The organism is Methylobacterium sp. A54F (assembly GCF_053346035.1).
Map to the genome: position 1 here is coordinate 1 of NZ_JBKFBF010000007.1, position 24,373 is coordinate 24,373.

Below are 24,373 nucleotides of genomic sequence, written 5' to 3' on the forward strand. Positions count from 1 at the left end.
CCGCGCCGGACTCGCCCGAGACGGTGGTGGCGCCCTCGTCGCGACCACGGCCCTCCGCGCCGCCGCCGGGCTCGGCCTCCTCGCCCTCGGCGGCTTCGCCGGGCTCGTCGCCGGACTGATCCTCGCCGCCGGCCTCGCGCGCCTCGGCCTCGTCATGGTCGTGCCCGTCGGCGCGGCCGCCCCGGCGCCGCCGGCGGCGGCGACGCCGGCCGCGGCCCTCGCCGTCACCCTCCTCGCGGGCCTCGGTGCGGGGCTCCTCCTCGCCGCCCTCGGACTCCTCCGAGGCGTCCTGGGCGAGATCCTCCTCCTCGATCTCGTCGTCGATCTCCATGGCCGGCGAGACGGCGACCGCGCGCACGCCCGTGACCGGACCCTCGGCCCGCTGGGCGGGCTCGCCGCGGTCGAGCTGGAAGGCCGCCGTGGCGGCGAGCCGCTCGTCGGCCGCGATGGTGAGCGTCACGCCGAAGCGCAGCTCCAGCTCGCGCAGGTGCGCGCGCTTCTGGTTGAGGATGTAGAGGGCCACCTCGGTGCGGGTGCGCAGGATGAGGTTGTGGCTCGACGACTTGAGCAGCGCCTCCTCGATGGAGCGCAGCACGTGCAGCGCCACCGAGGCGGTGGCCCGCACGAAGCCCGAGCCGCCGCAATGGGCGCAGGGGATCGAGGAGGATTCGAGCACGCCCGTGCGGATGCGCTGGCGGCTCATCTCCAAGAGGCCGAAGGGCGAGATCCGGCCGACCTGGATGCGGGCGCGGTCGTTCTTCAGGCACTCGTTGAGCTTCTTCTCGACGGCGCGGTTGTTGCGCTTCTCCTCCATGTCGATGAAGTCGATCACGATGAGGCCGGCGAGGTCGCGCAGGCGGAGCTGGCGGGCGACCTCCTCGGCCGCCTCCAGGTTCGTCTTGAGGGCGGTGTCCTCGATGTCGTGCTCGCGGGTGGCGCGGCCCGAGTTCACGTCGATCGAGACCAGCGCCTCGGTCGGGTTGATCACGAGGTAGCCGCCGGAGCGCAGCGAGACGTGGGTCGAGAACATCGCGTCGAGCTGCTGCTCGACGCCGTAGCGGGCGAAGACCGGCGTCGGGTCGCGATAGGGCTTCACGACCTTGGACTGCGTCGGCATCAGCATCCGCATGAAGTCCTTGGCCTCGCGGTAGGCGTCCTCGCCCGAGACCAGCACCTCCTCGAGGTCCTTGTTGTAGAGGTCGCGGATGGCGCGCTTGATCAGCGAGCCCTCCTCGTAGACGAGGGCCGGGGCCGTGGAGGAGAGGGTCAGCTCCCGCACGCTCTCCCACAGGCGCATCAGGTACTCGAAGTCGCGCTTGATCTCCGGCTTGGTGCGCGAGGCGCCCGCGGTGCGCAGGATGACGCCCATCCCGTCCGGCACCTCCAGGTCCTGCGCCACTTCCTTGAGGCGCTTGCGGTCGGCGGCGCTCGTGATCTTGCGGGAGATGCCGCCGCCCCGGCCGGTGTTCGGCATCAGCACGGAGTAGCGGCCGGCGAGCGACAGGTAGGTGGTGAGCGCCGCGCCCTTGGTGCCGCGCTCCTCCTTGACCACCTGCACGAGGATGATCTGGCGGCGCTTGATCACCTCCTGGATCTTGTAGTGGCGCCGGGGCGTGCGGGGGCGCTCGGGGATCTCGGCCAGCGCGTCGCCGTTGCCGCCGACCTGGGCGATCTTCGGCTCGGCATCCGGATCGTCGCCCTCGTGGGACTCGTCCTCGGACTCCTCGTCGTCCTCCGAATCGTCGTCGTCGGAGTCTTCGTCGTCGGAGTCGTCCTCGTCGTCCTCCTCGTCGGAATCGTCTTCGGCCTCATCCTCCGGCGCCGCGCCCTCCTCGGGATGGCCCTCGGCGACGGGCTCCGGCGCGGCGGCCTCGGGCACGCGGGCCTCGCTGTCCGCGGCCGTGTCCACCGGCGCGTCCGCGACCGGCGCCTCGCCGTCCAGCACGGCGTCCGGAAGGTCCGCGGAGGCGTCGCTGCCCGGCGCGGGAGCCTCGTCATGACCCTCGGCGTCGAGGTCCGGGGCGGCGTGGGCCTCCTCCTCGCCGCTCACGCTCTCGGCGGTGCCGGCGGACTTCGCCTCGGCCCGGCGGCCGCGGGAGCGGCGGGAGGTGCGGCGGCGCTCCTCGCGCTCGCGGTGCTCCTCGGCGTCGCGGGCCTCGTCCTCGAGGAGCGCCTGCCGGTCGGCCAGCGGGATCTGGTAGTAGTCGGGATGGATCTCGTTGAAGGCCAGGAAGCCGTGGCGGTTGCCGCCGTACTCCACGAAGGCCGCCTGGAGCGAGGGCTCCACGCGGGTCACCTTGGCGAGGTAGATGTTACCGCGAAGCTGGCGCCGGTTGGCGGCTTCGAAATCGAATTCCTCGACCCTAGAGCCGTGGACCGTGACGACCCGGGTCTCTTCCGGATGCGTCGCATCGATGAGCATCTTGTTGTTGGCCATGACGAACTTTCGACATGGCGGCCGACGGCGCTCTCCTCGTGCCGAGCCGTCCCGGCGGAGCCGCACCCGGCCCGCGGGCCGTGGGGGTGTGGGCTCGCGCCGGCCTCGTCACCGAGGCGGCTGTTGGGAAGGGATTGTCGTCAACCGCCGTTCGGCGCCGGTGATCGGCGCGCTTGGGGTTGAACTTGGCCGGGAGGGAAGGCGAACCGGCGCGACGCGGGGAGCGCGCGCTTGCGGCACGAGCAGCGGCAACCGTTGCTGTGCGTCCGCCCATCCCTTCTCCGACCTCACGAAGACATCTCGGCCGAGCCGTCGGGGCCCGCCGCGAATTCCAAAACGGAGCGGGCCGCACGAAGGCGCCCCGCCTGCCGACACCCGCCCGGCCCGATGCGCCATCCGTCGATCGCCGTGCGAACACCGACTGCGAGGATGAGCTGGAGCCCGATGGCTCGGGCGAACCCGCGGGTCGCGAAGCGACCGGCGGACCGGAAGGGGTCCCTATCATTACAGATCGTCGCAGGGATTTGGCAAGGGTCGGTGGGCGGGTCGCCGGAAGCGTCGCCGGGCCGGGCGAGGGGGGCCGGCCGGGGCGACGGCGCATGCCCGCTCGTCAAAACGTGACGGGCGCAGGTCCGCGCGGGCCCTTTTCGCGGCCGCCGCCCCGTGGGAGACGCTTCCCGCAGCACGGGTTTCCTGCCGCGGGGAGTGCAGCCGATGACCGTCCGGGAGCCGATCCTCAAGCCGGTGCCGATCGCCGAGCTGCGCCCGACTCAGATGACCGTGGGCTACCGCGAGGTCGCCGAGAAGCGCCGGCGCTGGCGGGACTACGACGCCGGGAAGAAGGCCGCCTTCCTGGGGGCCCACATGATCCCGACGCTGCTGGGCCCCAAGAAGCGCCACTACGTGATCGATCACCACCACCTCTCCCGGGCCCTGCAGGAAGAGGGCGTCGAGAGCGTGCTCGTCACCGTGGTGGCGGACCTCCGCCACCTCGACAAGGATGCCTTCTGGACGGTGTGCGATCACAAGTCCTGGGTGCACCCCTACGACGCCGCGGGGGTGCGCGTCGGCTTCGCAGACATCCCGAAGCAGATCGGCGACCTCGCCGACGACCCCTACCGGAGCCTCGCCGGGGAGTTGCGCCGGGCCGGCGGCTTCGCCAAGGACACCACGCCCTTCAGCGAGTTCCTGTGGGCCGACTTCCTGCGCCGCACCGTGAAGGCGAAGCGCATCGCGAACGACTTCTCGGCGGCGCTCGAGGAGGCGATGGCCCACGCCAAGTCCCCCGAAGCCGGCTACCTGCCCGGCTGGTGCGGCCCGGTCACTTAGGGCCGAGGCCGATCCGGGGAGGGCCCCGGCCGGGATGTCTTTCGCCGGCTCAGATGCCCCAGTAGGGGGCGGCGTTGTAGTAGCGGTGGACGTGCTCCTCCCAGTCGCGGTCGTTGGCCGGGTCGGTGCCCTCGGGGGAGCGCGGGGGAGCCTCGCGCAGCTGCTCCTCGGTGATGTCGAGGACGTAGGCGTCGAGCTCGGGCTCGAAGCGCAGGACGCCCCAGGGCAGGGTGTGGAAGCCCTCGCCGATTCCCAGGAAGCCGCCGAAGCTCATCACCGCGTAGGCGACGCGGCCGGAGGCCTTGTCGAGCATCAGGCGCTCGATGGTGCCGACGCGCTCGCCGCTCGGCCGGCGCACGTCGGTGCCGATCACCCGGTCGCTGGCGATCAGGCTGCGGGGCGCTTCGTCGCGGGCCGGTTCCATGGCGTGACTCCTACAGGTTGCATCCGGCCAAAAAACGCGGTCGCGGCCGCCGCCGTTCCGGCGCGGCCCTCGCCCTCGCGGGCGCGAGCGGCTAGCCTGCCGGCCATGCTGAAAACGCCCCTGCCCACGACGCCACGCTTCGCCCTCGCGCTCCTCTGGCTCCTCGCCTCGACCGCCCTGGCCGCCGCCCAGGACCGCGGCACCCTGAACCCGAAGCCGCTGCCGCCGCTCGCCAACCCCGACGACCCGGCGACCCCCGCCAAGGCCCTGTTCGGCCGCGCCACGACGCCGGCCGCCGGGCCGGCGCACCCCTACGGCTCCTACGCCAAGGGCTGCTTCGCGGGCGGCGAGGCCCTGCCCGTCGACGGGGCGACCTGGCAGGTGATGCGCCTCTCGCGCAACCGGATGTGGGGGACGCCCCACCTCGTCGACTTCGTCGAGCGGCTCGCCGCCAAGGCCCCCCGGGTCGGCTGGCCCGGCCTGCTCGTCGGCGACATGTCCCAGCCCCGCGGCGGCCCGATGCTGACGGGCCACGCCTCGCACCAGCTCGGCCTCGACGCGGATGTCTGGCTGACCCCGATGCCGGACCGCCGCCTGTCGCGGGCGGAGCGCGAGGAGATGTCGGCCACCGACATGGTGCGCGAGGACCGCCTCGACATCGACCCGCGAGTCTGGACGCCGGAGCACACCCGGCTGATCCGCCTCACCGCCGAGCAGCCCGAGGTGGCGCGCATCTTCGTCAACGCGGCGATCAAGAAGGCGTTGTGCCGGGAGGCGGGGGGCAGCCGCGGCTGGCTCACCAAGGTGCGCCCGATGTACGGGCACAATTACCACTACCATATCCGCCTGGCCTGCCCGGCGGGGGCGGAAGCCTGCGACGACCAGGCGCCCCCGCCCTCCGGCGACGGCTGCGGCGACGAGCTCGCCTACTGGTTCAGCGACGCGGTGCTCCACCCGAAGCCCCCGAAGGTCAAGCCGAGGCCCAAGCCCCCGATGACCCTCGCGGCGCTCCCCGCCGCCTGCCGCGGCGTGCTCAAGGCCCGATAGCGGAACCCTACTTGTCGTGATGGCCCGCCGCGACGCGGTCGGTCAGGGCCATCAGGATGCCGGAGACCACGAAGACCATGTGGATGCCCACCAGCCAGCCGAGCTCCCGGTCCGAGTAGGCCTTCACGTCCATGAAGGACTTCAGGAGCTGGATCGCCGAGATCGCGACGATCGAGGACATCAGCTTCAGCTTGAGGCCCGTGAAATCGATCGTCCCCATCCATTCGGGCCAGTCCTTATGGTCCGAGTGGTCGAACTTCGAGACGAAGTTCTCGTAGCCCGAGAACATCACGATGATGAGCAGCGAGGCCGTGAAGGAAAGGTCCACGAGCGTCAGCACGCCGAGGATCGTCTGCGCCTCGTTCGATTCGAGGGCGTGCAGGATGAAGTGCACGAGCTCCTGCAGGAGCTTCACGAGGAGTACGACCAGCCCGATGCCCAGCGCCGCGTAGAAGGGGGCCAGCAGCCATCGGCAGGCGAACAGGGTCCTCTCGAAGGTGCGCTCCAGCATCTGTCCCCGGTCTCCCGCTGTCATCGGTGGTGCCGGGATGTGGCACGCACCGGCGACAGCGGCAAGACGATGGCGGGACGATGCGCGGCCGGCGCGCGGGGCCTGTCCGTCAGGCCGCGACGCCGGTCCCGACCGGGCAGGTCACGCCGGTGCCGCCGAGGCCGCAATAGCCCGCCGGGTTCTTGGCGAGGTACTGCTGGTGATAGCCCTCCGCGAAGTAGAAGGCGTCGAGCGGCCGGATCTCGGTCGTCACGTCCCCGTAGCCCCGCGCCCGGAGGGCCTCGGCGTAGCGGGCGCGCACCGCCTCGGCGGTCGCGGCCTGGGCCGGGTCGCCGGTGTAGATGCCCGAGCGGTACTGCGTGCCGACGTCGTTGCCCTGGCGCATGCCCTGCGTCGGGTCGTGGCTCTCGAAGAAGGTCTTGAGGACGGCCTCGAGGGGCAGCACCTTGGGATCGTAGGCGACGAGCACGACCTCGTTGTGCCCGGTCTGCCCGGTGCAGACCTCCTCGTAGGTCGGGTTCGGCGTGTGGCCGCCCGCGTAGCCGACCGCCGTCACGAACACGCCCGCCGGCAGCTGCCAGAACTTCCGCTCCGCGCCCCAGAAGCAGCCGAGCCCGAGGACGATGGTTTCGGTCCCCTCCGGATAGGGGCCCTTGAGCGGGTTGCCGTTGACGAAGTGGCGCTCGGCTGTCGGCAGCGGCGTGGGGCGCCCCGGCAGGGCCTCGGACGGGCTCGGCATCTCGGGGCGCTTGCGGAACAGGAACATCGTCTCGTCTCCCGAGCGTGAGGGATTGGGTGTGGGGCCGGCAGGACCAGATCTCCGGCAGATATGGGGTGCCGGCCTCGACCCCGAAAGGCGCCCGTGCCGCGGCGTCCGGACCCCGGCCCCCTCATGGCCTATCCCGTCATGGCCTATCCCCTCATGGCCCATCCGTCCTCAGAACGCAGCGGGGCCGGGTGCAATCAGGGAACGTCTACTCATAGTTGTGATTGGTATTATTCCTGGTGAATGACTTGAATTTGTCGATATTATTCAGTTAAAGTCCCGGCACAACATGGGTCTGCTGCTGCGGCAGGTTTGAGGCCGAGCAACGAGGGGACGATGGAGGCAGTCGTCGGCGCGAGCGAGAGCTCGCGGGCAGCCGCAGGGCGGCGGGGCGATCCGTTCGCGGCGGCGATCCGGGCCAGCCAAATGGCCATGATCGTCACCGATCCGCACCGGCTCGACAACCCGATCGTGTACGCGAACGACGCGTTCCTGCGGCTCACCGGTTACGCGCGACTCGACGTGGTGGGGCGCAACTGCCGCCTGCTCCAGGGCGCCCAGACCGACGCAAGGGCGATCGGCCGGATCCGGGAGGCCATCGGGGACAGGGCCGACATCACCATCGACATCCTCAACTACCGCCGCGACGGGTCGAGCTTCCACAACGCCCTGACGGTCGGGCCGGTCCGGGACGAGGCGGGGGACGTCCGCTACTTCTTCGCGTCCCAGGTCGACGTGAGCGACCGCTACCAGGTGCTGCGCGAGCGCGACCAGGCGAACGCGCGCCTCGCCGACGCGCTGATGGCGCAGACCCTCCTGGTGCGGGAGATCGACCACCGGGTGAAGAACAACCTGCAGATGGTCACGTCGATGATCGTCCTGCAGTGTCGCGCCATGCCCGACCCGGAGATCCGCCGCTCGCTGATGGCGACGCTGGAGCGCGTCGACGCGCTGAGCATGATCCACCACCGCCTGAGCCAGGCGAGCGACGTGACGCGGTTCGAGGTGGGCGAGTGCCTGCGCGACCTCGTCGGCAACCTGCTCGGCGCGGCCGGCCGGGCGGACGTGCGCGTCCGCTTCGACCTCGTGCCCGTCGTCATCCCGGCCGATCGCTCGGCGGCCCTCGCCCTGCTCCTCAACGAGATCATCACCAACGCGCTCAAGCACGGCCTGCCGGACGGGCGGCCCGGCACCCTCTCGGTGAGCCTCGGCCTCGACCCGGAGGGCATCCGGATCTGCATCGCCGACGACGGCGTGGGGATGAGCCCGGAGGCCATGCGTGCGGACGCGGCGAGCCGGGAGGCGGTGCCGTCCGGCGCCGGAGCGCCGGACGGCACCTTCGGGCGCACGATGATCCGGACCCTCGGGCTTCAGCTCGGCGCGCGCCTGCACTGGCGGGCCGGGCCGGTCGCGGGCACCAGCGTCGAGATCCGGCTGCCGATGAGCCTCGCGGTGCTGTAGGGCGCCTCGGGCGGGTGAATCACGGGCGCGTCAGGAAGCCGATCGGCTCGCGGCCCGGCTGGCCGAGCCAGAGCAGCGCCGCCCCGAGCCCGAGGCCGAGGAGGGAGGCCGGCGCGAGGGTGAGGGGCAGGACCAGGAGCTGCCAGAGCCAGGGCGCCACGCCCTCGACCGAGCTCTGGAGCGCGCTCGCCTTGTCCTTGAACAGGGTGAGGATCAGGTCCGAGAGCGGCGTCACCCGCAGGCCGTTGTTCGCGATCGAGCGGGCACCGTCGTAGACCAGCGCGACGAAGCCGCCGGCGAGCAGCAGGAGACCCAGGAAGCGGAACAGGAGGCGGACCATGCTTCGTCTCTCGGCGGGGTTCGGAGCGCAATCCCGCACAGGCTCTTAGCCCCCCGGCCGGCCCCGAACAACGCCCCGTCGCGCGCCGCGGGCACCGTGCTCGGGCGGTCGATGTTGCAGCGCACGCGCAGCCCGTGTCAAAGGGCGGGCCTCCGCCGCGGGCGGCGGACAGCGAACGGGGACGGGGCGGTGAGCAGGTTGGACGGGGGGACCGGCAGGCCCGAGCTCGTGATCTTCGACTGCGACGGCGTGCTCATCGACAGCGAGCCGATCAGCCTCGCGCGCCTCGCCGCCGGGCTCAACCGCATCGGCCTGCCGATCGACGTCGACACCGTGCGGATCCGCTTCGCGGGCACCTCCATGACCTCGATCATGGAGCGGATCGCCGCCGAGGACGGCGTGACGGCGCCCGAGGGCTTCGTGGAGGCCGTGAAGGCCGACACGCTGCGAGCCTTCGACGCCGAGCTCCGGGCCATGGCGGGCATCGCCGAGGCGGTCGCCGCCCTCGGCCTGCCGACCTGCGTCGCCTCGAGCAGCGATCCCGTGCGGCTGCGCCACTCGCTGGGCCTCACCGGCCTGCTGCCGCTCTTCGAGGGCCGGGTCTTCTCCTCCGCCGAGGTCGCCCGCGGCAAGCCGTTCCCGGACCTGTTCCTGCACGCCGCCGCCCGGATGGGCGCGCCGCCGGAGGCCTGCCTCGTCATCGAGGACAGCGTCCCGGGCGTCACCGCGGCGCGGGCGGCGGGCATGCGGGTCATCGGCTTCACGGGCGGCGGCCACTGGCGGCACGACCCGGCGGGCGCCGATCTCACGGCCGCCGGCGCCGCCCGCGTCATCGACGCCCACGACGCGCTCCCGGGGGTGCTCGCGGCCCTTTGAAGGTCAAAACTCCGCCGAGCGTGGCCGTGGCGCCGGCATCGTTCCCCGCGCGGGGCCGTATTCGGAAGATCGGTTCATTGACGAAACCGGTCGCCCATCCCATCCTGATGGGGTCGCCACGAAGCTTTCGGGCTTCGGGCGTCCGCGGTGATTTGAAGAGCGTAGCTTGCGCCGCGTCACCAAACGCTAAAGCACCGCGATGCATTGCCAGCTTCGCGGTCCTTCATCGTCAGGAGGACTTGCCATGACCTGCGTCCACCCGCGAACGAACCCCCGGGATGCCCGCGCCTGGCCGCGCGGCGCTTGCGACGGCTGTCGGGGCTGAGCCCCCGCCCGAGAGCCGCCACCGATCGCAAGCCGCGCCGGCCCCGCCGGCCACTGGAGTTCCGTTCCGCCATGCCGAACCGTCACGCAGACCTGTCCGGGCCGCCGCCGGGCGAGCCCGTCCTCGCGCGCATCATCGAGATCGGCGAGACCGCCGCCGGCATCGCCGTGCCGGAGCACGGCGGCGTCCGCTTCTTCTCGTCGGACCGCGCCTTCGACGCCATCGACGGCGCCGTGTTCCGCAGCGTCGAGCAGGCGGCCCGCGCCGCCCAGGCCCGCGCCCGGCCGGGCGCCGGCCGCCGGCCCGCCGCGGCCTGAGCCGCGCGACCGGCTCAGGCTACCTGGCGCATTCCTCGCGGGTGCGCTTCATCGCCTCCGCGAACCCCGCGAGGGCGTACTCGTCGCTCGTCGCGTTGCCGCGGCCCGAGGTCGCCTTCACGAGGAGCTTCGGGTTGCGGGCGCTCATCTCGGCGACGACGCGCGCTTCCTCGGCGGGGTTCTGCAGCCAGGCGTTCCCGTCCTTGACGACGAGGCCGAAGCGGCTGCTGCCCAGGCTGATGTAGGGGTCGGTCGACGCGGCCGCCGCCCCGGGCTTGGCCTGCGCGGCCGCGGGCTTGGCCGGGAAGCCCAGCATCACCGCCACCTCGTTCTGCACGTTCTCGGCCTTGCGGACCGTCACGAACAGGTAGGCGGAATCGCGCTTCAGGGTGTTCGGCGTGCGCGTCTGCGGCTGCGCGATGGCGTAGCACAGGCGGGTGCGCCCCTGGCCGTTGGTGAACACGTTCCAGTCGCCGAAGATCGCCACCGGCGTCGCCTGCTGCATGCCGGGCGGCGTCGCGGCCTCCTTCCTGGGCCGTTCCCGGCCGCGCCGGCTGCGGCCCCGGGCCGGGGCCTCCTCGGCGGCCTCCTGCGCGGCGGCGAGCCCCGGGCCGAGCCCGGCGGGAGCGCCCGGCCCGGCGAGACAGAGCAGGCCGAGGGCGATGGGGAGGAGGCGGGGCGTCACGGTTCGCGGCATCGGCACATCCTGGGGGCGTCGCCCGACGACGGCGCCGCGGCCCGTCAGCCGCCCGCGATCGCGGCGTCCGGGCGCCGCCGCACGCGACGCGTGCAACGACCCCGGCCAGCCGGAGTCATGAAGCTTGGGCGCAGGTTCGGCAAGATGGGGGGCGGCCCGCGCCGCTCAGGCGGTGCGGATCTCGCCCAGCGAGGCGGCCGCGGCCAGCGCGATCACCTCCGGGGGCATCGCCTCGGAGGGCACCGCGGCGGGGGCGGCCTCCGCCTGCACGACCTCGACGGGCAGGATCTCGGTGGCCAGAATCTCGACCTGAACCGCGTCGACCTCCACCGCCTCGACCGGGGCCGGCCGGCTGCGCGGCGGCGGGTCGTTGTAGGGGGTGTTGTAGCCCTTGCGCACGGCGGCCCAGAAGGCGTCGCGCCCGATCCCGTCCGGTCCGGCCCCCAGATTCGCGTCGATCATGGCGGCGGCGGCGGCGGCGAGCGCCGCCGTCTCCTCGGGCGCGATCCAGCTTTCAACGGTCATGGGCGAACTCCGATCGGGTCGGCGGACACGTAGCAAAGCTTAGTTGTCTGATCCCTGAACGCGCCTGCACACCCGTGGTTGCACGGATCGGGCCAGCGATCCGTCCCCGCATTTCACCGGTTGCCGCCGGACAGCGCGGCGAGCCAGCGCTCGGCCTGCGCGCGGACGTTCTCCGGCGCGGTGCCGCCGTAGCTCGTGCGGCTCGACACCGAGTTGTCGACGCCGAGCACCGCGTAGACGGCCTCCGTGATGCGCGGCTCCGCGGCCTGCATCTCGGAGAGCGACAGCGCCTCGAGCCCGACGCCCCGCGCCGAGGCCGCGCCGACGAGGCGCCCGGTGACGTGGTGCGCCTCCCGGAAGGGCAGGCCGAGCTCGCGCACCAGCCAGTCGGCGAGGTCGGTGGCGGTGGCGTAGCCGGAGCCGGCCGCGCGGGCGAGCACCTCCGGCACCGGCTCGAGGTCCCGCACCATCCCGGTCATCGCGGCGAGGCACAGGGACAGGGACTGCAGGGCGTCGAAGGTGCCTTCCTTGTCCTCCTGCATGTCCTTCGAATAGGCGAGCGGCAGGCCCTTCATCACGATAAGGAGGCCGGTCAGCGCGCCGACGATGCGCCCGCCCTTGGCCCGCACCAGCTCCGCCGCGTCGGGGTTGCGCTTCTGCGGCATGATCGACGAGCCGGTGGTGAAGCCGTCCGAGAGCTTCACGAAGCCGAACTGCGCCGAGGTCCACACCACCAGCTCCTCGGCGAAGCGGGAGAGGTGCACGGCGCAGATCGAGGCGGCGGCGAGCGCTTCGAGCGCGAAGTCGCGGTCGGCCACCGAGTCGAGGGAGTTCGCGGTCGGCCGGTCGAAGCCGAGCGCCGCGGCGGTGGCGTGCCGGTCGATCGGGAAGGAGGTGCCGGCGAGCGCGGCCGCCCCGAGGGGGCACTCGTTGAGCCGCGCGCGGGCGTCGCGGAAGCGGCCGCGGTCGCGGGCCAGCATCTCGACGTAGGCGAGGCAGTGGTGGCCGAATGTGACGGGCTGGGCCGATTGCAGGTGGGTGAAGCCCGGCATCACGGTGCCGGCATGGGCGAGCGCCTTCTCGGCGAGCGCCCGCTGCAGCGCTTCCGCCTGCGCGTCGAGGGCGTCGAGGGTGTCGCGCACCCACAGCTTCATGTCGGTGGCGACCTGGTCGTTGCGCGAGCGCGCGGTGTGCAGGCGCCCCGCCGCCGGCCCGACGATCTCGGTCAGCCGGCTCTCGACGGACATGTGGATGTCCTCGAGCTCGCGCCGGAACACGAAGGACCCCTGCTCGATCTCGTCGCGGACCTGCTTGAGCCCGGCCTCGATCGCTGCCACATCCTCCGCCGGCAGGACGCCGGCCTGCCCCAGCATCGCCACGTGCGCCAGCGAGCCGCGGATGTCCTGGGGCGCGAGGCGCTTGTCGAACCCGATGGAGGCGTTGATCTCCTCCATGATCTCGGCGGGGCCGCTCGCGAAGCGCCCGCCCCACATCCGGTTGCTCATGTCACAGACCCTTCCGCCGCGCCGCCCGGGACCGCAGAGCTGATGCCGGGCCGCCTCGCATCCTTCGCCCTCGGCGCCGCGCTCGTCACCGCCCTCGGGCTCGGCCTCGCCCTATACGGGCGGGAGGCCGGCGGCAACGGGGACGGCCCCTGCGCGGAGGCGGCCGCGGCCGCCGCCCGGGCGGCGCCCCTCGCGCGCGGGGAGGTCGCCGGGATGCAGATGCTCGAGGCCGCCCGGCCCGCCCCGGAGATCCGCTTCCAGGGCCCGGACGGCGCGGAGACGACGCTCGCCGACCTGCGCGGCCGGGCGCTGCTCGTGAACCTCTGGGCCACCTGGTGCGCGCCCTGCAAGGCCGAGATGCCGGCCCTCGACCGGCTCCAGGCGGAGCTCGGCGGCGACGCCTTCGCGGTGGTCGCCATCAACGTCGACACGCGCAACCTCGACAAGCCCGCCGCCTGGCTCGCCGAGAACGGCATCCGCAGCCTGACCCGCTACGCCGACCCGGGCGGCCGGGTGCTGCCGGCCATCCAGCGCGACACCGGCTCCACCGGCCTGCCGACGACGCTGCTGATCGACCCGAAGGGCTGCACCCTCGGCGTGATGAAGGGGCCCGCCGAGTGGTCGAGCCCGGACGGCCTGCGGCTGATCCGGGCGGTGCTGGGGCGCGGCGCGTAGGTCCCGCCCTTGCGCCCGGCGCCCGATCCGGGCAACCGGCGCGCATGACCCGGCCCCGCCCCCTCTCCGCCATCCGAACCGCCCTCACCAGCGAGGCCGGCGGCGGCCTCGTGCTGATGGGGGCGGCGGCGCTGGCGCTGGTGGTGGCGAACTCGCCCCTGCGGGGCGATTACGACCGGATGCTCCACGTGCATCTCGGCCCGTTCAGCCTGCTGCACTGGATCAACGACGGGCTGATGGCGCTGTTCTTCCTGCTCGTCGGGCTGGAGATCAAGCGCGAGGCCCTCGACGGCCGCCTGCGCACCTGGCCGGACCGGGTGCTGCCCGGCCTCGCGGCGGCGGGCGGCATGGCGGTGCCGGCCCTCGTCTACGTCGCGCTGAACGCGGGCGCCGGCACGCTGCGGGGCTGGGCGATTCCCGCCGCCACCGACATCGCCTTCGCCCTCGGCGTGCTCGCCCTGCTCGGGCGCCGGGCGCCGGTCTCGCTCAAGGTGTTCCTGAGCGCGGTGGCGATCGTCGACGACCTCGGCGCCGTCGTGATCATCGCCCTGTTCTACGCCGGCGGGCTCGACCCGCTGATGCTCGGCGGCGCCGCGCTCACCCTCGCGGCGCTGGTGGGGCTCAACCGCGCCGGCGTCTCGGCGCTATCGCCCTACCTGCTCCTCGGGCTCCTCCTCTGGGTGCTGGTGCTGCGCTCCGGCATCCACGCCACGGTGGCGGGCGTGCTGCTCGCACTGACGATCCCGATCCGCCCGAGCCCGGGCCGGCCCGAGGACGCGAGCTCGCCGCTGCACATCCTGGAGCACGGGCTCACCCCCTGGGTGACCTATCTCATCGTGCCGGTCTTCGGCTTCGCCAACGCGGGCGTGACCCTGATCGGCCTGCCGGCCCACGCCCTCCTCGATCCCGTCACCCTCGGGGTGGCGCTCGGCCTGTTCCTCGGCAAGCAGGTCGGCGTCTTCCTCTGCGTGCGCCTCGCCGCCGCGGCGGGCCTCGCGCACCGGCCGGCGGGGGCGAGCTGGGGGCAGGTCTACGGGGTCTCGGTGCTGTGCGGCATCGGCTTCACCATGAGCCTGTTCATCGGCGGCCTCGCCTTCACGGGAGCCGAGCACGAGGCCGAGACCAAGCTCGGCGTCCTCGGCGGCTCGGTCCTCTCCGGGCTCCTCGGCGCGCTCATCCTCGGCCTCGCCTCCGGCCGGCGCCCGCCCGGGGCCGCGCCGGTTGCGGCCGCGGGCCCCCCGCGCTAGCCCCTTCGCGATGCGCTACTACCTCGGCCTCGCCACGACCTTCCACGACCCGGCCCTCGCCCTCGTCGGGCCGGACGGCGACGTCCTGTTCGCGGAGGGGGCCGAGCGCTTCCTGCAGTACAAGCGGGCCCCGAACTGCGAGCCGGACCCGGCGGGGCGGATGATCGGGCTGCTCGCCCGCCACGTGCCCCGCGGCTCCGAGCTCGTCATCGCCTCGACCTGGAGTGAGCCCTTCACGGAGTTCCTGGCCGGTCAGGCGCGCAGCGGTGCCTTCGCGCTCGACGCGCTGAAGGGCCACGCGCCGGTGCTCAACCGCTCCTTCGTGCCCGAGCGCGCCGAGCGCATCTTCATCGCGGAGCTCCACGCCATGCAGGCGCGGGCCGGCTACGGCACCCTGCTCGCCCTCGACCAGGAGACCCGGGGCAGCGGCGGCGCCCCCCGCGCCACGGTCGCGGCGCAGAGGCGCTACCCGCACCACCTCACCCACGCCGCCTACGCGCTCTGGGGCAGCCCGTTCGCGGAGGCCACGGCGCTGGTGGTCGACGGCATGGGCGAGACCGGCGCGGCGGCGCTCTACCGCCTGAGCGCGGGGCGGATCGCGGAGGTGCGCCGCCACCGCGGCCGCGGCTCGGTGGGCTTCCTCTACGGGCTCGTCACGGACCTCGCGGGCTTCGACCAGGTGAAGGGCGAGGAATGGAAGATCATGGGCCTCGCGCCCTACGGCCGCTCCGATCCGGAACTGATGGGGCTGCTGCGCCGGCTCTACGGGGTGCGGGACGGGCGCCTGACCTTCGCGGACGACGCGACCGTGCGGGCCGTCGCCTCCGAGATCCTGGCCCGCCGCCCGGCCGATCTCGGCGAGGCCGGCTGGGCCGACCTCGCCCGCTGCGGGCAGGACGTGTTCGCCGAAGTGATGGACGTCCTCGTCGCCGAGGCCTGGCGGCTCAGCCCCCACGAGAACCTCGTCATCGCCGGGGGCTGCGGCCTCAACTCCTCCTACAACGGACGCGTGCTCGGCCGCTCGGGCTTTTCCCACCTGCACGTGCCCTCGGCGCCGGGCGACGACGGCAACGCGGTCGGCGCCGCCTGGCTCGCCTACGCGGAGGACAATCCGGGCTGGACCGGGCCGGCGCCGGAGGCGCGCCCGCTCACGCCCTATCTCGGCTCCACCGTCCCGACCGAGCCGATGGCCCGCATGGCCGAGTGGGACCCGCGGGTGCGCCGCCTCGGCCACGACGGCGTCACGCGGGAGGCCGCGCGGATCCTGGCCGAGGGCGGCCTCGTTGGCTGGGTGCAGGGGCGGGCCGAGTTCGGGCCCCGGGCGCTCGGCAACCGCTCGATCCTGGCGGATCCGCGCCCCGTCCATGCCAAGGACGCGCTCAACGCCAAGGTGAAGTACCGCGAGGCGTTCCGGCCCTTCGCGCCCTCGATCCTCGCCGAGGCCGGGCCGGACTGGTTCGAGGACTACGCCGACAGCCCCTACATGGAGCGCACGCTGGTCTGGCGGGAGGCGGTGCGGGACCGGGTGTCGGCGGTGGTCCACGCGGACGGCACCGGGCGCCTGCAGAGCGTCACGCCCGCGCGCAACCCGGCCTACGCGGCGCTGATTGCGGCTTTCCGCGACCTCACGGGCGTGCCGATCCTGCTCAACACGAGCTTCAACGTGATGGGCAAGCCGATCCTCCACACCGCGGAGGATGCGATCCTGATGTTCCACACGACCGGCCTCGACGCGCTCGTCGTCGAGGACTGGATCGCGGTGAAGTGAGGGGCGCCTCCCCGTAGGCGGAGGCGCGGTCCTGCGCTACTCGCAGACCTCGACGCGCTTGTAGGTGAAGTCCTCGTCGTTCAGCCACACCTTGCGGCGCTCGTAGTGGCAGACCGGGCCGCGGCGCTGGCGGACCACCACGGTCTCCACGGGCTCCTCCTCCACCACGACGCGGCGCTCGCGGTATTCCGGCGGGGGCGGCGGGGGCTGGTTGGCGCCGTTGATGAGGGCGCCGGCGGCCACGCCGCCGATGACGCCCGCGGCGACGCCGCCGAGGAGCGCGGCGTTGCGGCCGTCGCGGGCGGCGGCCGGGGCGGCCGCCGAGAGCAGGAGGGCGCCCAGCACGGCGGCCTGCGCGCCGTGACGGATCAGCCCGAAGGAATGGTTGGCGCGCACGCTCAAAGTCTCCCGTTCGTGTTGAGCAAATCCACCACGGGAGGCTTAAGAATCCCCGAATGCGTCGCGCGCGATCCGCTCGGGCGCGACGTCGGGGAGGCGGGGATCATGCGGCTGCGGACGGCCTGGCTCGCGGGCCTCGTCACGCTCTGGGTCGGCGGGGCGGAGGCCGCGGAGGGGCCCCCCTTCCTGCTCGTCGGCCTCGACGGCAAGACCTTCTTCGAGGCCGACGGGCCTCGCAACGGTCCGAACGGCCGGGACGCGCTGGCGATCGTCGACATCGCCGACCCGGCCCGGCCGCGCCTCGCCCACACGATCCCCCTCGACACCTCCGTCTACGGCCCGCCGACCAACCTGCAGATCACCCCGGACGGGCGGCTCGGCCTCGTCACGAGCCCGGTCCTGATGCGGCAGGCGGGGCCCGGGGAGCCCTGGTACGCGCAAGCCGACGACCGGCTCCACGTCGTGGACCTCGCCGCCGACCCGCCGCGGCTCCTCGAGACGATCCGGGTCGGGCGCCAGCCCTCGGGCCTCGCCATCGACCGCTCCGGCCGCTTCGCGCTGGTGGCCAACCGCGAGGACCGCAGCGTCACCCTGCTGGCGATCGAGGGCCGGACGGTCCGGCCCGTCGCCAGCGTCGGGGTGGGCGACGAGGCCGCGGCGGTGGCCATCGCGCCGGACGGCGCCCGCGCCTTCGTGGCCAAGAACAAGGCCGGCACGGTCGGCGTGCTGACGATCGCGGGCGACAGCCTCGCCTACGATCCCGCGGGCGACGTGCCGGTGGGCCCGGGCCCCTACGGCCTCGCGGTGACGCCGGACGGGGCCTTCGTGCTCTCCGGCAACGTCGGCGCGAGCCCGAGCGACGGGCAGCCCGACGCCGTGGCGCTGATCCGGGCGGCGGGCCCCGGGCCCGCCCTGCTCGATCAGGTCGGCGTCGGCGACACGGCCGAGGCGCTGGCGGTCTCCCCGGACGGCCGCCTCGCCGCGGTCTCGGTGGTGAAGGGGGCCGCGGCCCCGCACGGGAGCCCGGCCTACACGCCGGGCGGCGCGGCAGTGCTCCTCGCGATCCTGCCGGAGGGGCGCCTGCGCCGCCTCGGGGAGGCGCCGGCCGGCGCCGTAACGCAGGGCATCGCCTTCGATCCGTCCGGCGCCTACGTCTATGTCGGGAACTACGTCGACCGCACCCTCGGGGTCTACCGGGTGGAGAACGGCACCCTCCGGGAGACAGGCTTCCGCCTCGCCCTGCCGGGTCAGCCGGCCTCCCTGCGCGGACGCCCCTGATCAGGCCAGCGCGTCGAGGGAGGCGATCACGGCGGCGGGCGGGAAGTCCGCGTACTCGTCGGGCAGGCCCCGGCGGTTGACCCAGGCGCAGCGGAAGCCGAAGGCCGTGGCCCCGGCGACGTCCCAGCGGTTCGAGGAGCAGAACAATACGTCCCCGGCCCCGACCCCGAGGGCGTCGAGGGCGATCCGGTAGGCGGCGGGCGCGGTCTTGAAGGTCTGCGCCGCATCGACCGAGAGCACGGCGTCGAGGTGGTCCCCGAGGCCCGCCGCGGCGACCGCCCGGTCGAGCATCGCCTGGTTGCCGTTGGAGAGGATCGCGGTGCGGATGCCCCGCGCCCGGAGCCCCCGCAGCACGCCGGGCACCTCCGGATAGGCGTCGAGGTCCCGGTAGGCGTCGAGGAGCGCCTCCCGCACCCCCCGGTCGACGCCCGGGTGCTTGGCGAGGGCGACGTCGAGGGCGGCCTCCGTCAGCGACCAGAAGCTGCGGTAGCGCCCCATCAGCCCGTAGATCCAGCTGTATTCGAGCTGCTTCGTGCGCCAGGTCTCGGAGAGGGCGCCCGCCTCGGGCCCGATCGCGCCGGCGTGCCGCTGCACCGCGGCGTGCACGTCGAACAGCGTGCCGTAGGCGTCGAACACCGCCGCCGTCGTGCCCTCCAGAAGATCCGCCATCCGCACGCTCCCTGCCGGCCCCGGAGATGGGGCGGCCGGACGCGCGCGCCAGCCCTCAGGCCCGGCGCAGGCGCAGGCCGGCGAGGTGCAGCACCCCGACGAGGAGGCCGCCGTAGACGAGGGCGCCCGCGAGCCCGAGGAGGGCCAGCACCGCGATCTCGCGGAAGCGCGGCAGGGGCGGCACCAGGGCCTCGGCGAGCGGCAGCCCGTAGACGGCGACGCCGGCGAGCCCCGCGCAGGCCAGCGCCACGCCGAGCACCGTGATGCCGAGGCTGCGGCCCGGCGCGGTCCAGCCCCGGCGGTGGGCGAGCAACACCAGGAGGGCGAGGTTCACCCACTGGCTCACCGCGGTGGCGAGCGCGAGGCCGGTGACGCCGTAGGGGCCGGTGAGCCAGAGCTTCAGGGCGACGTTGACCGCGATGGCGGTGAGCGAGGCGTAGAGCGGGGTCTCGGTGTCCTGCCGGCTGTAGAAGCTCGCCACCGCGCTGCGCACCAGCACCACGGCCGGCAGCGCGAGGCCGTAGGCGGCGAGCACCGCGGCCGCCCGCGCGGCATCCTCCGCTCCGAAGGCGCCGCGCTGGAACAGGGCCGTCATGATCAACCCGGGCAGGGTCAGGAAGGCGACCGTGAACGGGGCCGACAGCGCCAGCGAGAAGCCGGCCGCCCGGTTCTGCGCGGCATGGGCCCCGGCGACGTCGCCCGCCGCGATGCGCCGGCTCATCTCGGGCAGCAGCACCGTGCCGGCCGCGATGGCGATGACGCCGAAGGGGAGCTGGTAGAGCCGGTCGGCGTAGTAGAGGGCCGAGACGGCCCCGGTCGGCAGCAGGCTCGCGATGATGGTGTCGGCGAAGGCCGCGATCTGGAAGCCCGCCGAGCCGATCACCGCCGGGCCGAGGACCCGGAAGAAGCGGGTCATGGCGGGGTCGCGCAGGCCGGGTGCGGCGAGCCCGGGGGCGACGCCCGCCCGCCGGCAGCCCCACCAGAGCAGCCCGAACTGCAGGACGCCCGAGACCGCGACGCCCCAGGCGGCCGCGTAGGCGGCGTTCGGAAACAGGCCGGCCAGCGCGAGGGCCGCCAGCATCGCGAGGTTGAGGAGCACCGGCGCCCCGGCCGCCACCGCGAAGCGCCGGTGCGCGTTCAGGACGCCGGAGAGCAGCGTCACCAGCGTCATGAACAGGAGGTAGGGGAAGGTGATGCGGGTGAGCGCCACGGCGAGGCCGAAGCGCTCCGGGTCCTCGGCGAAGCCCGGCGCCAGCGCCCGCACGACGAACGGCATGGCCGGCAGGGCGAGGGCCAGGAGCACCACCTGCACGGCCAGCATCAGCGTGAAGATGCGGTCCGCGAAGCGCTGCGCGGCACCCGCCTCGCCGGCCTCCGCGAGGCCCGCATAGGCCGGCACGAAGGCGGTGTTGAAGGCGCCCTCGCCGAAGATCGCCCGGAAGTGGTTCGGGAGCCGGAAGGCCACCACGAAGGCGTCGGCGACAGGGCCCGCGCCCATCACGGCCGCCATCACGACGTCGCGCGCGAAGCCCGTGGCGCGGGACACCAGGGTCCAGCCGCCGACCGAGAGGATGGAGCGGATCATCGGGCCGCCGGCCCCCGCCGATCGCGGGGGCAGGGGCGGGCGCGTGGTTCGGAAATGGCTCGTTCCCCGGAATGCGGCGATCGGATGCGGCGATCGGGGGGCGAGCGTAGAGCCGGTTTCGGCCCCGCCCACAAGGGGCGCCGCGGGCCCGGTCAGCCCGCGGCCGGGTCCTGCCTCAGGCGTTCGCCTCGCCGTACATCTTCTCCACGTGCTCCCAGTTCACGAGGTTCTCGATGAAGGCCTTGAGGTAGTCGGGGCGCCGGTTGCGGTAGTCGATGTAGTAGGAGTGCTCCCAGACATCGACGCCGAGGATCGGCTTGGCGCCGTGCACCAGCGGATTCTCGCCGTTCGGGGTCTTCATGATGGCGAGCTTGCCGTCCTTGACGGCGAGCCACGCCCAGCCCGAGCCGAACTGGCCGACGCCGGCCTGGATGAAGTCGGCCTTGAACTTCTCGGCCCCGCCGAGGTCCTCGTCGATCTTCTTGGCGAGGCTCCCGGGGATCGCGCCGCCGCCGTTGGGCTTCATCCACTGCCAGAAGTGGATGTGGTTGTAGTGCTGGCCGGCGTTGTTGAAGAGCGCCTGGTTGGTGTTGTAGCTCGCCTTGACGATCTCCTCGACGCTCTTGCCCTGGAGGTCGGTGCCTTCGAGCAGCTTGTTGCCCGTGTCGACGTAGGCCTTGTGGTGCTTGTCGTGGTGGAACTCGAGGGTCTCCTTCGACATGTAGGGGCCGAGCGCGTCGTAGGCGTAGGGCAGTTCCGGCAGGGTGAAGGTCATCGGCATCTCTCCGGGTCGTGGGGTCCCACGCGGCGCGCGGCCTTGAATCGCCCGTCAGGCAAGCGACGGGCCGCGCCTCGGCGCGCGGTGGCGACGGGCGGTAGGTAAGTCGGGGGCCCCGCCACGGCAACGCCGCCCGCGCGCACGGCCGTGGAAAGGCGCGGCGCCCCGCGCGCCGTCCGGCCGGGGCGCGGGGGCCGTTCGCCGGCTGTCCCAGGGCAAGAGCCCCCGGACAGGTGTTCTTGGGGATGGCCGGCCCGCGACCGCCGCGCGTGTGGCTTTCCGATTTTGCAATCGGGGACCGGGGCTTTACTGTCACAGGGGCCAAACGTCCGGCCGGTGTCCCGAGAGTATCATGATCCTCGCGCTGTTCGCGCTCGCCGCCGCCATGATGATTGGCGGCATCGCCGCCGTGATCCAGGGATTTCCCTTCGTCCGCCTCGAGAGCGGCCTGGCCATGGTGATCGCGGGCGCGACGACGGCCTCGGCCGGCGCGGTGCTGCTCGGCCTCGGGGTCGTGGCGACCGGGCTGAAGCGGATGGAGCGCGCCCTCGCGGCGGTCCGGTCCGCCCCGGCGGAGCCGGCAGGCATCCTGCCCGCCGCGCCGCCCTTCGATCTCGCGGCCTCGCGCCCGCGCCCGACCCTGGGGGGTGCCCCCGCGGCCGCCGGCACCGCCGCCCTCGCGGGTGCCGCCGCGCTGCCCGGCACCGCGGCGCTCGCCGCGGATGGCGCACTCGACGATCTCCGGCCGGGCCGGCCGCTCTCTGAACCGGCCTTGCAGCCGGACCCGGCCGCCGAGCCCGAGCTGCCCCTGCCCGAGCCCGCGGGCCAGCCCGGTGACGGCGCGGTGCCCGAGGACGACCTGTTCGCCGAGCCCGAACCCGAGCCCGCCCCGGTCGCCGCACCCGCGCCGACGCCTGCCCCGCCGCCCTTCGAGGTCCAGCTCGAGCCCGAGCCGGCTCCGGAGCCCGCTCCCGAACCTGTCCGGACTGCCGCGCCCGAGGCGCCGAAGCTCGAGGTGGTGGGCACCTACGCCTCCGGCGGGAACACCTACGTGATGTTCTCGAACGGCTCGATCGAGGCGGAGACCCCGCGGGGACGCTTCACCTTCAACTCCCTCGACGAGCTGAAGGCCTTCGTGGAGGCGGGCGGGGAATCCGGCACCCGCGGGGCGGCGTAGCGCCTCCCCCGGAACACCCCGCGCGGTGCTCCCGTAATCCGCCCCATCGGCAAGGCTCGGCCGGCATGCGATGGTGGCGCCCCTTGCCACCGGAACGCCCGCCTTGCCCCGCCTCGCCCTCGCCGGTCTCCTCCTGTGCCTCGCCGCCCTGCCGGCCCGGGCCGCGTTCCCGTGCGACGAGCTCTGGGGCGAGCGCAACGCCATCTACAAGGATGCGGGCTACTGCTTCCGCACGCCCCGCGCGATCCGGGCCTTCGGCAACGCGGATTGCCGGTACGACGACATCGCCGACGTTCCCCTCTCGGCCCGCAACCGGGCCGACATCGCCGAGATCCGGCGGCAGGAGCGCGCGAACGGCTGTGGCGAGTAGGCGCTCCCGCCCGGGCCATCAGGCCAGCGGGTTGAGGGCGTCGTTGCGCGCGGGCAGGGGCGCCAGCATCGTCAGGCTGAAGCCGTCCGGGGCGTAATCGGTCTCCACCTGCGCCTGGACCTGGGTGGTCAGCACGCGCTGGAGCAGGCGTGATCCGAAGCCCTGGCGGCGCGGGGGCTGCACCGGCGGGCCGCCGCTCTCCCGCCAGGCGAAGCGCAGCGTCCCGGCGGGGCCGCCGGGCACCACCTCCCAGCGCACCGCGACCCGTCCGGTGCGGTTCGACAGGGCGCCGTACTTTGCGGCGTTCGTGGTCAGCTCGTGGATCGCCATGCCGATCGGCACCGCGATCTCCGAGGCCAGATCGACCATCGGCCCCTGCAGGGTGACGCGGTCGTCGGTCAGCCCGTCCATCGCCCCTTCGGCGTAGGGCTTCAGCTCGTTGACGAGGAGGCTGCGCAGGCTCGCCGTCTGCCAGGTGTCCTCGGTGAGCACCGAATGGGTGTGGGCGAGCGACATGATGCGGCCCACGAAGGCCTCGTAGAAGCTCTCGATGCTCGACGCGGTGCGGGCCGTCGAGCCCACGATCGCCTGCACGGTGGCGAGGGTGTTCTTCACCCGGTGGTGCAACTCGCGGATCAGCAGCGATTGCCGCTCCGCGGCGAGGCGCCGGTCGGTGACGTCGGCCACGACGCCGATCAGGCGGCGCGGCAGCCGGTTTGGGGCGTCGCGCTCGAAACGGCCCGCCATGTCGATGGTGCGCCAGGCCCCGTCGCTCTTGCGGCGGATGCGCCCCGTGGTGTGGAGGATGACGTCCTCGCGCAGCGCCAGCGAGATCGCCCGGCGCACCGCGTCGCGGTCGTCCGGGTGCAGGATCTCGCTGAGGAATTCGGTCTTGCCCACGGTGCCGTCCTCGGGCGTGCGCCCGAAGATCTCGAACATCCGCTCGTTCTCCCAGATGGCCTGGTCGTCGAGCATGTGCCACTCGAAGATGCCGAGCCGCGCCAGTGAGGTGGCGACCCGCAGGCGCTGGTCGCGGGCCACCAGCGCGTCGCGGGCCTCGACCCGCGTGGTCACGTCCTGCACGACCCCGACCATGCCGGCGACGCGTCCGTCCGCGGCGCGCAGGGGCTGGCCGCGGGCGACGATGACGATGCGGCTGCCGTCGCCGCCGCGGGTCAGCGGGCACTCGAAGCTGTAGGGCTGGCCGCTGTCCAGCGCCTCCCGCACCGTCCGCGCGATGCGCGCGGCCTCCGCCGGGGCGATGCCCGCCTTCATCTCGGCCCAGGTCAGCGAGGGGCCGGGCGGATGGCCGAGGATCTGCGCGGCGCGGCGCGACAGGCTGATGCGGCCGCTCGCCGAGTCCCAGCGCCACTCCCCGAGGCCCGCGGCCACCAGCGCGTCGCGGTTCTCGGCGGCCCGCACCGCCTCGTCGGCATCGACCGGCTCGACCACGAGCGTCGCCACCCGCCCCGCGCCGCGGCGCACCCGCACCTCGACCTCGCGGCCATCCGCCCGACGCCAGATCTCGATGCCGTCCGGAAGGCCCTCGCCCGCCGAGGCCACGAGGTCGGCGAGGGGCCGCCCCGCGAGGCCGCCCGCCGGGTGGCCGAGGAACGCGCACAGGCTGCGATTGGCTTCGGCGATGTGCCCGCCGCCCGGTGCCAGGAGTGCGAGGCCGACCGCCGCCTCGTCGAAGGCCGCCCGCCACGGATCGAACGCTTCCGCGGCCGCGAGCCCCTGATCAGACTGATCGTCCAATACCGATCCCTCGCCCCACCGGCGCAAGCGTGCCGGACCGCGCGGCATCACGCACCCCGCCGGCTCCGATGAGGCCGGCGCCGACAAGATGGACGCGCCGTTGCCCAGC

At 73.5% G+C, this 24,373-nt stretch carries 24 protein-coding genes; 11 read left to right on the forward strand and 13 right to left on the reverse strand.

The features are described from left to right. The coding region (locus tag ACLBXP_RS12765; RefSeq protein ID WP_447668045.1) for an Rne/Rng family ribonuclease at window positions 1-2,437 on the reverse strand (2,437 nt) is incomplete at its 3' end. 714 nt (window positions 2,438-3,151) lie between these two features. Between ACLBXP_RS12765 and ACLBXP_RS12770 the strand changes: the two genes are divergently transcribed. After that, window positions 3,152-3,766, forward strand: coding sequence for a ParB-like protein (locus ACLBXP_RS12770; protein ID WP_447668046.1), 615 nt, complete (start codon window positions 3,152-3,154; stop codon window positions 3,764-3,766). A 49-nt stretch (window positions 3,767-3,815) separates the two neighbouring features. Here the strand turns inward: ACLBXP_RS12770 and ACLBXP_RS12775 are convergent, their stop codons facing one another. Continuing rightward, window positions 3,816-4,190 carry a PRC-barrel domain-containing protein gene (locus tag ACLBXP_RS12775; protein WP_447668047.1) on the reverse strand — a complete coding sequence of 125 codons (375 nt, stop codon included), beginning with the start codon at window positions 4,188-4,190 and terminating at the stop codon, window positions 3,816-3,818. A 105-nt stretch (window positions 4,191-4,295) separates the two neighbouring features. On the opposite strand from ACLBXP_RS12775, the gene mepA reads away from it, so the two are divergent. After that, entirely contained in the window at window positions 4,296-5,237 is a 942-nt protein-coding gene (gene mepA / locus ACLBXP_RS12780; RefSeq protein ID WP_447668048.1) for a penicillin-insensitive murein endopeptidase, read from the forward strand. Window positions 5,238-5,244: 7 nt separating this feature from the next. Here the strand turns inward: mepA and ACLBXP_RS12785 are convergent, their stop codons facing one another. Together ACLBXP_RS12785 and msrA are read right to left on the reverse strand one after the other, a co-directional pair. Then, window positions 5,245-5,748: a TIGR00645 family protein gene (locus tag ACLBXP_RS12785; RefSeq protein ID WP_447668049.1), complete on the reverse strand. Its 504-nt coding sequence runs from the start codon at window positions 5,746-5,748 to the stop codon at window positions 5,245-5,247. Window positions 5,749-5,857: 109 nt separating this feature from the next. Then, window positions 5,858-6,514 carry a peptide-methionine (S)-S-oxide reductase MsrA gene (msrA, locus tag ACLBXP_RS12790; protein WP_447668050.1) on the reverse strand — a complete coding sequence of 219 codons (657 nt, stop codon included), beginning with the start codon at window positions 6,512-6,514 and terminating at the stop codon, window positions 5,858-5,860. Between the two features lie 336 nt (window positions 6,515-6,850). On the opposite strand from msrA, the gene ACLBXP_RS12795 reads away from it, so the two are divergent. Continuing rightward, complete coding sequence (locus ACLBXP_RS12795) at window positions 6,851-7,975, forward strand: histidine kinase dimerization/phosphoacceptor domain -containing protein (protein WP_447668051.1); 1,125 nt, start codon at window positions 6,851-6,853, stop codon at window positions 7,973-7,975. Between the two features lie 19 nt (window positions 7,976-7,994). On the opposite strand, the gene ACLBXP_RS12800 is transcribed toward ACLBXP_RS12795, so the two are convergent. Beyond that, the gene (locus ACLBXP_RS12800; protein WP_447668052.1) at window positions 7,995-8,315 is read right to left on the reverse strand and encodes a PetM family of cytochrome b6f complex subunit 7; all 321 of its coding nucleotides are present in this window, start codon (window positions 8,313-8,315) and stop codon (window positions 7,995-7,997) included. A 198-nt stretch (window positions 8,316-8,513) separates the two neighbouring features. Between ACLBXP_RS12800 and ACLBXP_RS12805 the strand changes: the two genes are divergently transcribed. Both ACLBXP_RS12805 and ACLBXP_RS12810 read left to right on the forward strand, forming a co-directional pair. After that, entirely contained in the window at window positions 8,514-9,191 is a 678-nt protein-coding gene (locus ACLBXP_RS12805) for an HAD family hydrolase (protein WP_447668369.1), read from the forward strand. A gap of 396 nt (window positions 9,192-9,587) precedes the next feature. Continuing rightward, window positions 9,588-9,833, forward strand: a complete 246-nt coding sequence (locus tag ACLBXP_RS12810; protein WP_447668053.1) for a hypothetical protein — start codon at window positions 9,588-9,590, stop codon at window positions 9,831-9,833. Between the two features lie 19 nt (window positions 9,834-9,852). Here the strand turns inward: ACLBXP_RS12810 and ACLBXP_RS12815 are convergent, their stop codons facing one another. From ACLBXP_RS12815 to argH, 3 genes are all read right to left on the reverse strand, one after another. Next, window positions 9,853-10,530: an invasion associated locus b family protein gene (locus tag ACLBXP_RS12815; RefSeq protein ID WP_447668054.1), complete on the reverse strand. Its 678-nt coding sequence runs from the start codon at window positions 10,528-10,530 to the stop codon at window positions 9,853-9,855. A 165-nt stretch (window positions 10,531-10,695) separates the two neighbouring features. Further along, window positions 10,696-11,055 (reverse strand): hypothetical protein, encoded by a 360-nt coding sequence (locus tag ACLBXP_RS12820; protein WP_447668055.1) that lies wholly within the window; start codon window positions 11,053-11,055, stop codon window positions 10,696-10,698. Between the two features lie 113 nt (window positions 11,056-11,168). After that, on the reverse strand, window positions 11,169-12,560 hold the full coding sequence (argH, locus tag ACLBXP_RS12825; protein WP_447668056.1) for an argininosuccinate lyase: 1,392 nt from the start codon (window positions 12,558-12,560) through the stop codon (window positions 11,169-11,171). Between the two features lie 42 nt (window positions 12,561-12,602). Between argH and tlpA the strand changes: the two genes are divergently transcribed. Genes tlpA through ACLBXP_RS12840 form a run of 3 tightly spaced genes read left to right on the forward strand, consistent with a single transcriptional unit; the run spans window position 12,603 to window position 16,250 of the window. Beyond that, on the forward strand, window positions 12,603-13,235 hold the full coding sequence (gene tlpA / locus ACLBXP_RS12830) for a thiol:disulfide interchange protein TlpA (protein ID WP_447668057.1): 633 nt from the start codon (window positions 12,603-12,605) through the stop codon (window positions 13,233-13,235). 44 nt (window positions 13,236-13,279) lie between these two features. Then, the gene (nhaA, locus tag ACLBXP_RS12835; protein ID WP_447668058.1) at window positions 13,280-14,482 is read left to right on the forward strand and encodes a Na+/H+ antiporter NhaA; all 1,203 of its coding nucleotides are present in this window, start codon (window positions 13,280-13,282) and stop codon (window positions 14,480-14,482) included. A gap of 10 nt (window positions 14,483-14,492) precedes the next feature. After that, window positions 14,493-16,250: a carbamoyltransferase family protein gene (locus tag ACLBXP_RS12840; protein ID WP_447668059.1), complete on the forward strand. Its 1,758-nt coding sequence runs from the start codon at window positions 14,493-14,495 to the stop codon at window positions 16,248-16,250. 36 nt (window positions 16,251-16,286) lie between these two features. Here ACLBXP_RS12840 and ACLBXP_RS12845 read toward each other — a convergent pair whose 3' ends face one another. Then, on the reverse strand, window positions 16,287-16,646 hold the full coding sequence (locus ACLBXP_RS12845) for a hypothetical protein (RefSeq protein WP_447668061.1): 360 nt from the start codon (window positions 16,644-16,646) through the stop codon (window positions 16,287-16,289). 108 nt (window positions 16,647-16,754) lie between these two features. Between ACLBXP_RS12845 and ACLBXP_RS12850 the strand changes: the two genes are divergently transcribed. Continuing rightward, a complete protein-coding gene (locus ACLBXP_RS12850) occupies window positions 16,755-17,927 on the forward strand; it encodes a YncE family protein (protein ID WP_447668062.1) in 1,173 nt (390 codons plus the stop codon). On the opposite strand, the gene ACLBXP_RS12855 is transcribed toward ACLBXP_RS12850, so the two are convergent. The 3 genes from ACLBXP_RS12855 to ACLBXP_RS12865 form a co-directional block, all read right to left on the reverse strand. After that, entirely contained in the window at window positions 17,928-18,596 is a 669-nt protein-coding gene (locus tag ACLBXP_RS12855) for a haloacid dehalogenase type II (protein ID WP_447668063.1), read from the reverse strand. Between the two features lie 55 nt (window positions 18,597-18,651). After that, on the reverse strand, window positions 18,652-20,181 hold the full coding sequence (gene murJ / locus ACLBXP_RS12860; RefSeq protein WP_447668065.1) for a murein biosynthesis integral membrane protein MurJ: 1,530 nt from the start codon (window positions 20,179-20,181) through the stop codon (window positions 18,652-18,654). Window positions 20,182-20,356: 175 nt separating this feature from the next. Then, window positions 20,357-20,956: a superoxide dismutase gene (locus ACLBXP_RS12865; protein ID WP_447668067.1), complete on the reverse strand. Its 600-nt coding sequence runs from the start codon at window positions 20,954-20,956 to the stop codon at window positions 20,357-20,359. A gap of 355 nt (window positions 20,957-21,311) precedes the next feature. Here ACLBXP_RS12865 and ACLBXP_RS12870 point away from each other — a divergent pair, with 355 nt between their 5' ends. Both ACLBXP_RS12870 and ACLBXP_RS12875 read left to right on the forward strand, forming a co-directional pair. Next, entirely contained in the window at window positions 21,312-22,136 is an 825-nt protein-coding gene (locus ACLBXP_RS12870) for a hypothetical protein (protein WP_447668068.1), read from the forward strand. Window positions 22,137-22,206: 70 nt separating this feature from the next. Next, window positions 22,207-22,506 carry a YARHG domain-containing protein gene (locus ACLBXP_RS12875; RefSeq protein WP_447668069.1) on the forward strand — a complete coding sequence of 100 codons (300 nt, stop codon included), beginning with the start codon at window positions 22,207-22,209 and terminating at the stop codon, window positions 22,504-22,506. A gap of 18 nt (window positions 22,507-22,524) precedes the next feature. On the opposite strand, the gene ACLBXP_RS12880 is transcribed toward ACLBXP_RS12875, so the two are convergent. Then, window positions 22,525-24,312, reverse strand: coding sequence for an HWE histidine kinase domain-containing protein (locus ACLBXP_RS12880; RefSeq protein ID WP_447668070.1), 1,788 nt, complete (start codon window positions 24,310-24,312; stop codon window positions 22,525-22,527). Between the last annotated feature and the right edge of the window lie 61 nt (window positions 24,313-24,373).